The 12,055-nt window shown below is 69.5% G+C and carries 11 protein-coding genes; 5 read left to right on the forward strand and 6 right to left on the reverse strand.

Features of this window, described 5'->3' with window-relative positions; all coding sequences use genetic code 11:
• Positions 1–160: 160 nt before the first annotated feature.
• From DI605_RS06715 to gspD, 4 genes are read left to right on the forward strand one after another with little or no spacing between them, the layout of a single operon-like run.
• Entirely contained in the window at positions 161–631 is a 471-nt protein-coding gene (locus tag DI605_RS06715; RefSeq protein WP_293971408.1) for a prepilin-type N-terminal cleavage/methylation domain-containing protein, read from the forward strand.
• Positions 628–1,029: a type II secretion system minor pseudopilin GspI gene (gene gspI / locus DI605_RS06720; RefSeq protein ID WP_293970939.1), complete on the forward strand. Its 402-nt coding sequence runs from the start codon at positions 628–630 to the stop codon at positions 1,027–1,029. Before DI605_RS06715 ends, gspI begins: the two co-directional genes overlap by 4 nt.
• Complete coding sequence (locus tag DI605_RS06725) at positions 1,026–1,817, forward strand: type II secretion system protein N (protein WP_293970941.1); 792 nt, start codon at positions 1,026–1,028, stop codon at positions 1,815–1,817. Before gspI ends, DI605_RS06725 begins: the two co-directional genes overlap by 4 nt.
• Positions 1,818–1,821: 4 nt before the next feature.
• Entirely contained in the window at positions 1,822–3,918 is a 2,097-nt protein-coding gene (gene gspD, locus DI605_RS06730; protein WP_293970944.1) for a type II secretion system secretin GspD, read from the forward strand.
• Here the strand turns inward: gspD and DI605_RS06735 are convergent.
• From DI605_RS06735 to DI605_RS06745, 3 genes are read right to left on the reverse strand one after another with little or no spacing between them, the layout of a single operon-like run.
• Positions 3,912–4,343, reverse strand: a complete 432-nt coding sequence (locus DI605_RS06735) for a hypothetical protein (RefSeq protein WP_293970947.1) — start codon at positions 4,341–4,343, stop codon at positions 3,912–3,914. The genes gspD and DI605_RS06735 overlap by 7 nt on opposite strands.
• Entirely contained in the window at positions 4,340–4,795 is a 456-nt protein-coding gene (locus tag DI605_RS06740) for a hypothetical protein (protein WP_293970950.1), read from the reverse strand. Before DI605_RS06740 ends, DI605_RS06735 begins: the two co-directional genes overlap by 4 nt.
• Positions 4,792–5,202, reverse strand: a complete 411-nt coding sequence (locus DI605_RS06745; RefSeq protein WP_293970952.1) for a hypothetical protein — start codon at positions 5,200–5,202, stop codon at positions 4,792–4,794. The genes DI605_RS06740 and DI605_RS06745 overlap by 4 nt, the downstream gene beginning before the upstream one ends.
• Before the next feature lie 327 nt (positions 5,203–5,529).
• Between DI605_RS06745 and DI605_RS06750 the strand changes: the two genes are divergently transcribed.
• On the forward strand, positions 5,530–6,924 hold the full coding sequence (locus DI605_RS06750; RefSeq protein ID WP_293971411.1) for a sugar transferase: 1,395 nt from the start codon (positions 5,530–5,532) through the stop codon (positions 6,922–6,924).
• Positions 6,925–6,962: 38 nt separating this feature from the next.
• Here the strand turns inward: DI605_RS06750 and DI605_RS06755 are convergent, their stop codons facing one another.
• The 3 genes from DI605_RS06755 to DI605_RS06765 all read right to left on the reverse strand — a co-directional run bounded on the left by DI605_RS06755 (position 6,963) and on the right by DI605_RS06765 (position 11,759).
• On the reverse strand, positions 6,963–7,697 hold the full coding sequence (locus DI605_RS06755; RefSeq protein WP_293970954.1) for a DsbA family protein: 735 nt from the start codon (positions 7,695–7,697) through the stop codon (positions 6,963–6,965).
• The gene (locus DI605_RS06760; RefSeq protein WP_293970957.1) at positions 7,694–9,064 is read right to left on the reverse strand and encodes a M48 family metalloprotease; all 1,371 of its coding nucleotides are present in this window, start codon (positions 9,062–9,064) and stop codon (positions 7,694–7,696) included. The genes DI605_RS06755 and DI605_RS06760 overlap by 4 nt, the downstream gene beginning before the upstream one ends.
• Before the next feature lie 70 nt (positions 9,065–9,134).
• Positions 9,135–11,759 (reverse strand): ribonuclease E/G, encoded by a 2,625-nt coding sequence (locus tag DI605_RS06765; RefSeq protein WP_293970960.1) that lies wholly within the window; start codon positions 11,757–11,759, stop codon positions 9,135–9,137.
• Between the last annotated feature and the right edge of the window lie 296 nt (positions 11,760–12,055).

The raw sequence follows: 12,055 nt of genomic DNA on the forward strand, positions 1-12,055 counted from the left end.
GAAGGCCGAAGCGCCGGAGGCGGGGCGGATCGTGACACGGGAAACGCTCCGGCCTTCGCCCGAGCACGGAAAGGCCATCTGGCCCAGGAGGGGACGGGCGGTTCCCGGCCCTGTTCCGGGGTTCACCCGTCTCAGCGCGGCCCCTTCCACCGCGCCACGAATCCCGAAACACGGCCGGGATGAGGAAAGGGAGCGGGGCCTGACCCTCGTCGAGATGCTCGTCGTCCTCGCCATCATCGGCGTGATGGCCGGCGCGGTCGTGCTGGCGATGGGGCGCGCGGGCGGCGGCGGCGCGCGGGCCGAGGCACGCCGGTTCGCAACCCGCCTCGCGCTGGCCGCCGACGAGACGATGGTGACGGATATGCCGATCGCGATCGACTGGGACGCCGGCGGCTATCGCTTCCTGGGCTGGAACGGCAGGGCATGGGTGGAAAGCGGCACGCCCGCGCTGGAGCCTCACCGGCTTCCGGCGGGTCTCACGATCGAGGCGACGGGCGCCCGCCCGCTCCTGATCGGCGGCGATGCCGGAGGCGTCGCGCTCGATGCGCGCCTGAGGGGCCGTGGCGAAGGCTGGCGCATCCGTTTCGACGGCGTGAACGCCACTGCAGAAATGGACGGCTCCGGCGCATGAGCCCGATCGATTCACCCATTCGTGGCGGGCAGGCTGACGATCCGGAAGAGGGGTTCACCCTGATCGAGGCGCTGGTGGCGCTTGCCATCGTCGCGATCGCCGCCGCCGGCCTGATCGGCGCCACGCAGCGGCACATCGATATTGTCGCCGGCATCGAAGGACGCACCATTGCGCGGTGGATCGCGGAGAATCGGCTTGCGGAAGCGTCACTTGCGGGCGACAGTCCGGCCGCGAGCGGGGAGCAGGTCGAGATGCTGGGGCAGCAATGGCAGGTCGTGACGACCGCCCGGCCAAGCGCCGATCCGGAGATCAGCCTGATCGAGGTCGCTGTCGCCCCCGCGAACCGGCCGCCGCTCGCCCGCCTACGGGGCTTCATCGACACGGGCGCCCATCGATGACGCCACGACAGGCGAGGATCGGCGCCAATCTCTTCACCGCCGCCGTCATCGCATCCATCGGCGTGGCGCTCGCCGGGATGACCTGGCGGCTGGCCGGCGATCCGGGCGGGCGGCTGGGCGCGACGCCCGTCGCCGCGCGCCCCGCCCCGCCGCCGGATATCGCCACCCTCATCAGCCTTTCCCCCTTCGGCACGGCGGCCCCCGTGGCCGGAGGCGCCGGCGACACCAATGTGGTGCTGCGCGGCATCATGCTGGCCACGCCGCGATCCGCCTCATCCGCGCTCATCTCCATCGGCGGAGCCACGCCCACGCCTTTCTATGTCGGCGGCCAGGTTGGCGGCGGCTCGATCGAGGAGATCGCGGCCGATCATGTCGTGATCGCGGGCGGCGGCGGGCGGCGCCTGCTCGCCTTCCCGGATCGCAGCGGCACAGCGCCTCCCACCGCTGCCACCGTGCCTGCCGCGCCCGCCGTGGTGGCGCCGGCCGCCGCTCCTCCGGCCCCGGCCGCGCCACCGGCCGGGCCGGGCGCCGCCGCCACACCCCAGTCCCTGCTGGCGGGCCTGGGCGCCACGCCCGCCGCCGACGGCTTTCACGTCAATTCGCCCAATGCCCAGATGCGACAGGCCGGCCTCCTGCCCGGCGACGTGATCCAGCGCGTCAACGGCATGGCGATGGCGGAACTGATCACCAACCCGCAGGCGCTGCAAACCGCCTTCACCAACGGCACGGCGCGCATGGACCTCGTCCGTGCGGGCCAGCCGCTCACCCTCTCCGTCCCGCTTCGCTAGGGCCATGCGCTTGATCCTCCGCCCCTACCTCCTTCTCGCCGCAGCGCTCGCCGGCCCCGCCGCCGCGCAGATCAATCCCGCCCCGCCCGCCGGCCTCGCCCCGCCATCCCCGGCCACGCGGGCGGGCGATATCGTCGTCAACATGCACGATATCGAGATCGCCGCCGTCGCCGAGCAGATTTCCCGCCTCACCGGCCGCACCCTGATCCTGGATCCGCAGGTGCGCGGCACGGTGAACGTCACCTCCGCCACGCCGCTCAGCGCGGATGGCGTGTGGGATCTGTTCCAGTCCGTCTTGCGCGTCCACGGTTTCGCGGCGGTGCGCACGGGCCGCGCGTGGCGGATCGTGCCGCAGGCGGAGGCGGTGCGCGAGGCGCCCGGCTCCTCCGGTGGCCAGCAGGTGACGAGCCGCCTCGTCCGTCTCCACAATGTTTCGCCGGAGGCTGCCGCGCGCGTCTTCCGCCCGCTTGTCGCGCAGTTTGGCAGCATCGAGCCGATGACGAATCCCAACGGGATCGTCGTCACCGATTATGCGGACAATATCGCGCGCATCGAGCGGCTCGCCGCCGCGCTCGACGGTGGACGCGGGCCGGCCTTCGAGGCGATCCCGCTGCAACTGGCGAGCGCCAAGGATGTGGGTGCCGCGCTCAAGACGCTGTGGGGCGAAGGCGATGCAGCGCCGCGCGTGGCGATCGACGAACGCAGCAACATCCTGCTCGTGCGCGGCGATGCGCGCACCGTGGCGGAGGCGCGGCGCATGGCCGAACGGATGGACCGCCCCGGCGGCGCGACGCCCACCACGCGCGTCTTCCGCCTGCGCAACGCGGATGCCGAATCGGTGACGACCGTCCTCTCCGGCCTGCTGGGCGGCCAGACGCAGTCCGCCAACCCCGTGGCGCAGACGCTCTCCGCCACGCGGGCCGCCGGCAGCCTTGGGACGGGCACGAGCGGCACCGGCTCCACCGGCACCAGCAGCACCGGCACGGCCAGTTCGGCGCTCGCCAGCGCCGCCAGCGCGCTCGCCTCCCAATCCTCGGGATCGCTCGGTTCGATGGCGCAGAGCCTCGGCAGCACCGGCGCCGCCAAGTCCACCGGCTTTTCGACGCCTGACCTCGCCGTCCAGTCCGCCCCCGAGCTCAACGCGATCGTGGTGCGCGGCACGCCGGCGGCACTGGCGCAGATCCAGCCGCTGATCGATCAGCTCGACATTCGCCGGCCGCAGGTGATGATCGAGGCGGCGATCGTGGAGGTGACGGCCGATATCGCGGAGGCGCTGGGCATCCAGTTCGGGCTGGGCAACGGCCTGCCCGGCGTGGATGGCGCCGTCAGCTCCTTCTCCAATATCGGCACGCCGCTCAGCACGATCCTGTCCACGCTGAACGTTCCTGTGGGCACCTTCGCCTCCACCTCGGGCTTCTCGGGCGCCATTTCCGCCGGGGACAATTTCCAGCTGCTCGTCCAGGCGCTCGGCAGTTCCACCAAGGCCAATCTGCTCTCCACGCCCAGCGTGACGACGCTCGACAATCAGCCGGCCGAGATCGTCGTCGGCCAGAACGTGCCCTTCCGCACGGGCAGCTACACTTCCGAGACGGGCGGCACGATCACACCCTTCACCACGATCGAGCGCAAGGATGTTGGTCTCACCCTGCGCATCGTGCCGCGCGTGCATGAAGGCGATGTCGTGCGCCTCGACGTGAGCCAGGAGGTTTCCTCGCTCGTCGGCGCGGTTACGGGGGCGGCCGATCTCGTCACCAACCGCCGCGCGATCCAGACGACCGTGCTCGCCGATGACGGACAGACGATCGTGCTGGGCGGCCTCATCACGGACGATCGCACCAACACGAAGAGCCAGGTTCCCGTGCTGGGCGACATCCCGGTCGTCGGCAATCTCTTCAAGAGCCGCCAGTTGCAGCAGACGCGGCGCACGCTGTTCGTCTTTCTGCGCCCCTCCATCCTGCGCAACGCCACGCAGGTGGCGAGCGCATCGGCCGCGAAATATGCGCGGGTGCGCAGCGCCGAAGCCGCGCTGGACGATCGATCGAGCCTGCTGCTCGATCCGCCCAAGGCGCGGCTGACGGTGGAGCTTTCGGGAATCTACTGAGGCGGTTCGGGCGCGTCGCGCGGGGGCAGGACGGCCACGCGCTGCTCGCCGCCGCGCCGGAAGGTGGCGCGATCGGCCGAAACATCGCCGAGCGTCCATCCGTCAACCACCCCGCCCTTGCCGATCGTGCGCACGGCGCCGTCGCCACCGCGCACCATGACGAGCGGATCGGACAGTCGCCCGACGATGCCCAGCAGTTGCGGCAGCCCGCCCGCCCCCGCCGCGGGAATGGCATCGATCCGGGGATCCGCGAACAGGGGCTCGGCCGTGTCCGAAGCCGGCCCGGTGGCGATGGGCCGAATCACGATCGCGGGCGGCTGCGGTCCTCCGGCTGCGCGGGGACGGTGGCCGAGCACGGCCACGACCGACACGCACGCCGCCACGCACACCGCCCCGCGCACCAGCAGATGCAGGCGCGCCTTCATCCCCTGGCCGCCAGCGGCGCCACGGCGCGCGCATCCAGCCGAAGCAGCCCACCCGCCGCCGGACGGATCGACCAGCGGATCATGCGTATCAGCGGCCGTTCCCCCTCGATCGCGCGGGCCAGCGTCCGGAGCGCGCCCTCCTCTCCCCGCGCGTCGAGATCCACCGCCGCGACGCCCGGAACGGTCGCGGCATCAAGCGGCCGCACGGAGAACCGTACGCCGGCTGCCGAGCCGCGATCGGCGATCAGCGCGGCCAGCGTCGCGGCCGCCATCTTCGGATCGGGCACGGCAAGGCCGCTGCCCCGTTCCAGCCGGAAGGGGGCGGCGCGCGCCTGCGCGGCCGCCTGCGCCTGATCGCGCAGCGCATCGTCGCGCAGAGAAACCGCGCGGGCCGCGATCAGCCCGAGCCCGACGACGAGCGCCACAGCACCGATGAAGCGAATCGCGCTCACCCCATCTCGCCCGTCAGCCGCACGCGGATGGTGCCGTCGTCACGCGCCTCCTGCCCGCGCTCGTGCAGCCGGCCGAGCAGGGAATCGGACGAGAGCGCGGCACGCAGCGCATCGGGATCCGTCGTGTCGATGGAGAGGCTGATCGTGCCATCCTCCCCGCGGCTTGCCTCGGCCAGGCGTATGCCGGGCGGCACATGCGCCCGTACCGCCGCCAGCACCGCATCCAGCGGGGGCAGCGACATGGCCTGCGCCACGGCCACAGCCCGCTCGCGATCATAGCTCCCTGCCTCCGCCCTCGATGCCCATGCGGCGCCGGCCGATCGCACCGCACCACGCTCCACAAGCGCGCCGGCGATAATAGCGATCATCGCGACGGCACAGGCGAGCAGGCACCACGAAATCGTCATGCCTGTCGCTCGCCGCGCGAAGTCCCCGCCACCGGCAGGCCACAAACGCGCGCCCAGCCGATCGATCAGGCTTGTGGCAAAACCTGCCCGTTGACCGTTGCCGCAAAGATTCGGTTCGTCCATGGCGTCGGGGGATACAATTGTTTAATAGCTTTTCACGCAGATGTTCGAAGAGAATGCCATATCACGGGTAGGGTGCCGGTCTGCTATGGAGTTGGCGGATCGGGTGGGGCGATTGACGATGTGGGGCTGCGAAACGGTGCAGACGATCGACCGGGTTCACCGGGAGCCTTCCGCATGCCGGGGAGCTGTTCTCGAGTGAGCGATATGAAGCTGGAGACACCAGCGGAACGTATCAGCAAGCGCGGCCGGGCGCCGCGCAGTGCGCCTTCCGAGCTGCAGTCGCTGCGCGTGCGCCTGTGCCTGATGGTGCTGCTCGTCGATTGCGTGGCAATCCTGGTGGGCTGCATGGCGGGCAATGTGCTGCGCTTCGGCAATCTCTGGGCCGATCCGGGCCTCAATCTCTTCGCCGCCGTCCTGCCGCTCTATGTGGGCATCGCGATCAACAGCGACGCCTTCGGATCGGATACGCTTTCCGACGTCCACAGCGGATTGTCGCGCGCGATCCTCGCTTATGTGTTCGCGGTCTTCGCGGTCCTGTTCATCGCCTTCTACATGAAGGCGGGAACCGATCTTTCGCGCATGGCCTCGGGCGTGGCGCTCGTCTCCACCTTCGCCGCGCTTGCGGCGGGGCGTTTCCTGTGCGCCGCCTATATCAAGCGGCGCACCGGCATGCGCCTGTTCTATGATCTGATGATCCGCGATGGCGTGGATCTGGCGGCGCCGCCGAACATGATCGTGGTGGATTGCCACACGCACGATCTCCACCCCGATCTGCACGATCCGCACATGCTGGATCGGCTGGCGGCGCAGCTTCGCGGGGTGGATCGCGTCGTGATCGCCTGCCCGCCGGAGCGCCGGCTGGTCTGGTCGCTGCTGCTCAAGGGATCAAGCGTCAACGGCCACATCCTTTCGCAGGATCTGGATCCCGTCGCGCCGATCGGGATCGGCAGCCTTTCCGGCCATTTCACGCTGGCGGTCGCCTGCGCGCCGCTGGATCTCAGCCGCCGCTGCGCCAAGCGCACGCTCGATCTGCTCATCACCATCCCGGCATTGATCTTCCTGTCGCCCATGCTGCTGGCGGTCGCGCTCGCCGTGAAGCTGGATAGCCGGGGGCCGGTGCTGTTCCGCCAGCCGCGCGTGGGCCGGGGCAACCGTATCTTCCTGATGTATAAGTTCCGGAGCATGCGCCACGATCTGGCCGACCGCGCCGGCAATCGCTCCGCCTCGCGCGATGACGATCGCATCACCAAGATCGGCCGGCTGATCCGCGCCACCAGCATCGACGAACTGCCCCAGCTCTTCAACGTGCTGCGCGGCGAGATGAGCCTGGTCGGCCCGCGCCCGCACGCGCTGGGCAGCCTGGCCGGCAACGAACTTTTCTGGGAAGTGGACGAGCGTTACTGGCATCGCCACGCGCTGAAACCGGGCCTTACCGGTCTGGCCCAGATACGCGGCTATCGCGGCGCCACGCCCGATCGTCAGGATCTCGCCAACCGGCTGAACGCCGATCTGGAATATCTTGCCGGCTGGACGATCTGGCGGGACATTTCGATCCTCGCCGGCACGCTGCGGGTTCTCGTCCACCCAAACGCTTATTGAGGCACCCTGCCGGCATCATGGCCATGGCCGCGGCCGGCTCAGGATTTCCGCGCCGCCGCCACCGCCTTGGCCAGCGCATCATAACCCACGGCGCCGCTGAAGAATTCGTCGCCGATCACGAAGGCGGGCGTACCGGTGACACCCAGCCGGCTGGCGAGCGCCATATTGGCCGCGATCTCCCGGCTCACATCCTCTCCCTTCCCCACGGTGGCGAGCCGGGCGGCATCCAGCCCCACCGAGCCGGCCACCTTGGCGACAGTCGCGCGATCCGGCCGGCCGGCGGCGAACAGCCCCTTGTGAAGCGGGAGATATTGCCCCTCCTTGGCCGCCGCCAGCGCCACGCGCGCGGCCGCCTCGCTATCAGGGCCCAGCACCGGTATCTCACGCCAGACGACCTTGAGATCGGGATTTTCGGCCAGCAGCCTCGCCACGTCACCCACGCTCGCCCGGCAATAGCCGCAGCTATAATCGCTGAACATCACGAGCGTGACCTTGGGGGACTGGCTGCCCGCCCAGGCGGCGCCGAACGGCTTTTCCAGCGCGGCGCGATCCGTATCGATCGCCTTGGCGTTTTCGCGCGCCTGCAGGCGCTGCATCGCTTCCGGAATGATTTCCGGATGCGACAGGATGTAATCGCGCACGATCGCCTCGATCGCCGCCTTGCCGGCCGGCGCCGCCGCCTGCTCGGCCAGGGCGCGCGTGCCGAGCGCGCCGCCGGCCACACCCACCAGGCCCGCCGCGCCCGCCATCACCCAAGCCTGCCTGCGCGTCACCGTCGTCTTCCCTTCTGATTCTGTGCCGCGTCGCGCGCGGTGAGTGCGATATCCTGCGCGCGGAGATAATCGGGCGTGCCGACCGGGATCCCGCGCATCGCCATGTCCGCGCTGCGCATCGCGAGGCCGGGATTGCCTTCGAGGCTGAATTTCTCGGCGCTGGCGAGCGCCGCGCGCGGCTCGTCCCCCATCTTCGTATAGACGAGGCCGAGATTGTACCAGGCGAAGGGATTTTCATTGTCGCGCTGGACGGCGACCTTCAGCACCTTCGACGCCTCGGCCAGATTGGCGGGATCATCGCTGGCGACGAGCGCGTGGCCGAGCGTGGAGGAAATGAGCGGATTGCTGCCCGATCGCACCGTGGCCTCGCGCAACGGCGGGATGGCGAGAACGGGCTTGCCGGATTCGAGCAGGATCTGCCCCTTCAGCTCCAGCAGATAGGGATCGTGCGGCGCGGTGGCGACGAGCCGGTCTATCTCCTGCACGGCCCGCTCGGGATAGGCGCCGCGATGCCAGGCATAAGCGCGGGCATATAAAGCGGCGGGGCTCTGGTCGCTCTCCGGATATTTGCGCAGGACGAGATCGGGATCGTCCATATAGCCGATCAGCTTGCCCTTGATCCGCAGGAAGCGCGCCTGCAGCGCCGGATCCAGCGGCTGGTTCCAGTAAGGCGTGGCCGACAGCGTATCGCGCAGGAAGCGCTCGCGATCGTCCGTCATCGGATGATCGACATCGTAGGTATCGATCTTCGTATAGCTGGGGGTGAGGCGATATTCCTCGCGGCGCAGCTTCGAGAAGAAGCTGACCATGCCCTTGCCGGAAAGATGCGCGTCCGTCAGGTGGCGCACGGCGGAGGCATCGGCGCTGCCTTCCTGCTGCCGGCTATAGGCCATGAACTTGCCCTCGGCGGCGGATTGGCCCGCCATCATCGCGGCCATGCCCGCTTCGGGCGCGCCGGCCGCCATCGCCGCCGCGCCGAGCAGCAGCGAGAGCAGGGTCACGCGCATCGCCGAGCTGGCGGCGAGGCCGGTGCGCACCGCATCGCCCCCCTCGATATGGCCAAGCTCGTGCGCGATCACGCCCTGAAGCTCGTTATAATTGTCCGATTGCTCGATCGTGCCGGAATTGATGTAGATGATCTGGCCGCCGGCGACGAAGGCGTTGATCGAATTGTCGCCGACGAGAACCAGCTTCAGCGCGCCGGGGGCGAGACCCGCCGATTTGGCCATGCCCGCCGAAATCTCCTCCAGGAACTGCTCGGTCTCGGCATCCCGCAGGATTGACTGGGCGGCGACAGGTTCGACGGCGAGCAGCAGGCCCAGCAGCCCGGCAAGCACGACGCGGAGCGAATGGGCCAGGCGAACCATCGCCCGACCCATCGCTCCGCGACGCTGAACCACGTCTGAAGGCCCCGCTAGCGCGCGTGGACGGGCGCGCTCAGGCGCCGAACGTCCGCTGCCACCAGCCGCGACGGGGCGCCTCGCCATTTTCCGTCTCCGCTTCGGCGGCGACAGGCTCGGCAGTGGCGGCGGGCTCTGCGGCGGGCTCGGCCGAAACCTCGGCCACGGGCGCCGCTGCGGCAGCGGCCGTACGGCGGCGGCGCGGCGCTTTGGGCGCGGGCGCGGCTTCCACGACCGGCTCGGGAGCCGGGGCCTCCGGCGCGGCCTCGACCTCAGCCGCCTTGCGTGTCCGGCGACGGCGCGGGGCCGGCGCGGCTTCCTCTGCGGCGGGCGTCTCGACCACGGGGGCCGCCGGCTCGGGTGCCGCCTCGATCGGCTCGGCGGGCGCCTGTTCGGCCTCCACCTCGGCCTTGCGGGCGCGGCCACGGCGACGGGCGCGGGGTGCGGGCGTCTCCTCGGCAGCAACCTCGACCGGAGCGTCTTCCGCCGGTGCGGCTTCCGCCACGGCTGCTTCCTCGGCCACCGCCTCGGTTACGGCCTCGGCCTCGCGCGATCCGCCGCGACGGCCGCCCCGGCGGCCACGACGACCGCGACGCGAGCCCCGTTCGCCCTCAGCCTCGACAGGAGCCTCGGCATTCTCGTCGACCGGCTCGGCCGCGGCAGGCTCGGCATCCGCCTCGCCTTCGCCCTCGTCCTGCGCATCCTCGGCCGAAATCTCGCTGCCATCCTCGCGGCGGCCGCCACGGCGACGGCGACGACGGCGGCGGCGGCGGCCGTCACGATCGCCTCCCTCGCGCTCGCCACCTTCGCGATCCTCGCGGCGATCACCCTCGGCATCCGCCTCGATCTCCTCGGCCTCGTCCAGTTCCTCGACGAAATCATCCTCGTCGATCTCGATCGCCACGGGCGCGGGCAGGCGCGGCGCGTGGCTCGGCGGCGGGCCGCCGGCCTCCACCGTCATGCGCGCGCCTTCCGGCGTGCCATCGCTGACGATCTCGATCGAAACGCCGTAGCGATCCTCGATATCGGCCAGTTCCGGGCGCTTGCGGTTGAGCACGTAGAGCGCCGCTTCCTGGCTGGCGCGCAGGCGGATCTGGCTGCCCCGGCCGCGCGCGGCCTCCTCCTCCAGCAGGCGCATAGCCTGCAGGCCGGATGAGCTGGCGGTGCGGATGAAGCCGGTGCCCTCGCAATGATGGCACACGCGCGTCGATGCTTCGAGCATGCCGGTGCGCAACCGCTGGCGGCTCATCTCGAACAGGCCGAAGCCGGAGATGCGGCCCACCTGGATGCGCGCGCGATCGCTCTTGAGCGCTTCCTTCATCGCGCGCTCCACCTTCCGGTTGTTGCCGGAGGACTCCATGTCGATGAAGTCGATCACCACCAGACCGGCCATGTCGCGCAGGCGCAGCTGACGGGCGATTTCGTGCGCCGCCTCCAGATTGGTGGAAAGCGCCGTCTGCTCGATATTGTGCTCGCGCGTCGAACGGCCGGAGTTGATGTCGATCGACACCAGCGCCTCGGTTGGGTTGATGACGAGATAGCCGCCCGATTTCAGCTGCACGACCGGCTGGTACATGGCCGAAAGCTGATCCTCGACGCCGAAGCGCTGGAAGAGCGGCGTGGCATCCTGATAGGGCAGGATCTTCTTGGCGTGCGCGGGCATCAGCAGCTTCATGAAGCTGCGCGCGGCGCGATAGCCCTCCTCACCCTCGACGATCACCTCGTCGATATCCTTGTTGTAGATGTCGCGGATCGCGCGCTTGATGAGATCGCTGTCGCGATAGATTTCCGCCGGCGCCGCCGAGGACAGGGTCTTCTCGCGAATCTCGTCCCACAGCCTGGCAAGATAATCGAAGTCGCGCTTAATCTCCTGGCGCGTGCGCTGGAGGCCCGCCGTGCGGACGATGCAGCCCATCGTGCTCGGCAGGTTCAGCTCGGACAGGATCGATTTCAGGCGCTTGCGATCGCCCGCATTCGAGATCTTCCGGCTGATGCCGCCACCGTGCGACGTATTGGGCATCAGCACGCAATAGCGGCCGGCGAGGCTGAGATAGGTGGTGAGCGCCGCGCCCTTGTTGCCGCGCTCTTCCTTCACGACCTGGACCAGCAGCACCTGACGGCGGCGGATCACGTCCTGAATCTTGTAGCGGCGGCGCAGGTTCATCCGCTTCTGGCGGAGCGATTCCACGGCGGCGCTGTCGTCTCCGCCCGCCGATGTCGGGCGCGGCGCATCCTCGCCTTCGCCTTCGGCGCCATAATCCTCGGCGGCGTCCAGCGTTTCGCGGCCGCCATCGTCATCGAAGCGCTCGACCGCCTCGACTTCCTCATCTTCCTCGTCCGCCTCGCGAGCGCGCAGGGCCTCTTCCTCGGCGGCATGCTCGGCTTCCTCCCGCAGGAGAGCCTCGCGATCCTCCTTGGGGATCTGATAATAATCGGGGTGGATTTCCGAAAAGGCGAGGAAGCCGTGACGGCCGCCGCCATAATCCACGAAGGCGGCCTGGAGCGACGGCTCCACGCGTGTCACCTTGGCGAGATAGATATTACCCTTGAGCTGCTTGTGCTCTTCGGATTCGAAATCAAATTCCTCGACGCGGTTTCCCTTGACGACGGCCACGCGGGTTTCCTCCCGGTGGCGGGCGTCGATCAGCATACGCATGCTCATTGAAAATTCTCCGGGCGCCGCTGCGTGCATTTCGCGCGGCGCGTATCGACGGCGGCACGCCCGCAGCGCCGGTGGCACTGGAGACGGCGGAGCCATCGTGATTGGTGACTATTGCCTCTGCGGCACGGCCACCCGCAGCGCGATGCGCTGCGGAAACGCCCTCGCCCGCGTCGGCGATCGCGACATCGGACAGGAGGGAAAGATGGCTCATGCGGCTTCAACCTGACTGGGTCCGGCGCGTCCTGTGCGCCGGCGCATCCTGAAACGGGGCGAGGTTCGCCACGGATCGGATAGAG

Source organism: Sphingomonas sp. (assembly GCF_003248515.1).
Classification (GTDB): domain Bacteria; phylum Pseudomonadota; class Alphaproteobacteria; order Sphingomonadales; family Sphingomonadaceae; genus Sphingomonas_I.

Bases quoted from the DNA above. Each gene is read 5' to 3' on its own strand.
- gspI (WP_293970939.1), top strand. From the start codon at position 628: ATGAGCCCGATCGATTCACCCATTCGTGGCGGGCAGGCTGACGATCCG.
- DI605_RS06725 (WP_293970941.1), top strand. From the start codon at position 1,026: ATGACGCCACGACAGGCGAGGATCGGCGCCAATCTCTTCACCGCCGCC.
- gspD (WP_293970944.1), top strand. From the start codon at position 1,822: ATGCGCTTGATCCTCCGCCCCTACCTCCTTCTCGCCGCAGCGCTCGCC.
- DI605_RS06735 (WP_293970947.1), bottom strand. From the start codon at position 4,343: ATGAAGGCGCGCCTGCATCTGCTGGTGCGCGGGGCGGTGTGCGTGGCG.
- DI605_RS06745 (WP_293970952.1), bottom strand. From the start codon at position 5,202: ATGACGATTTCGTGGTGCCTGCTCGCCTGTGCCGTCGCGATGATCGCT.
- DI605_RS06750 (WP_293971411.1), top strand. From the start codon at position 5,530: ATGAAGCTGGAGACACCAGCGGAACGTATCAGCAAGCGCGGCCGGGCG.
- DI605_RS06760 (WP_293970957.1), bottom strand. From the start codon at position 9,064: ATGGTTCGCCTGGCCCATTCGCTCCGCGTCGTGCTTGCCGGGCTGCTG.
- DI605_RS06765 (WP_293970960.1), bottom strand. From the start codon at position 11,759: ATGAGCATGCGTATGCTGATCGACGCCCGCCACCGGGAGGAAACCCGC.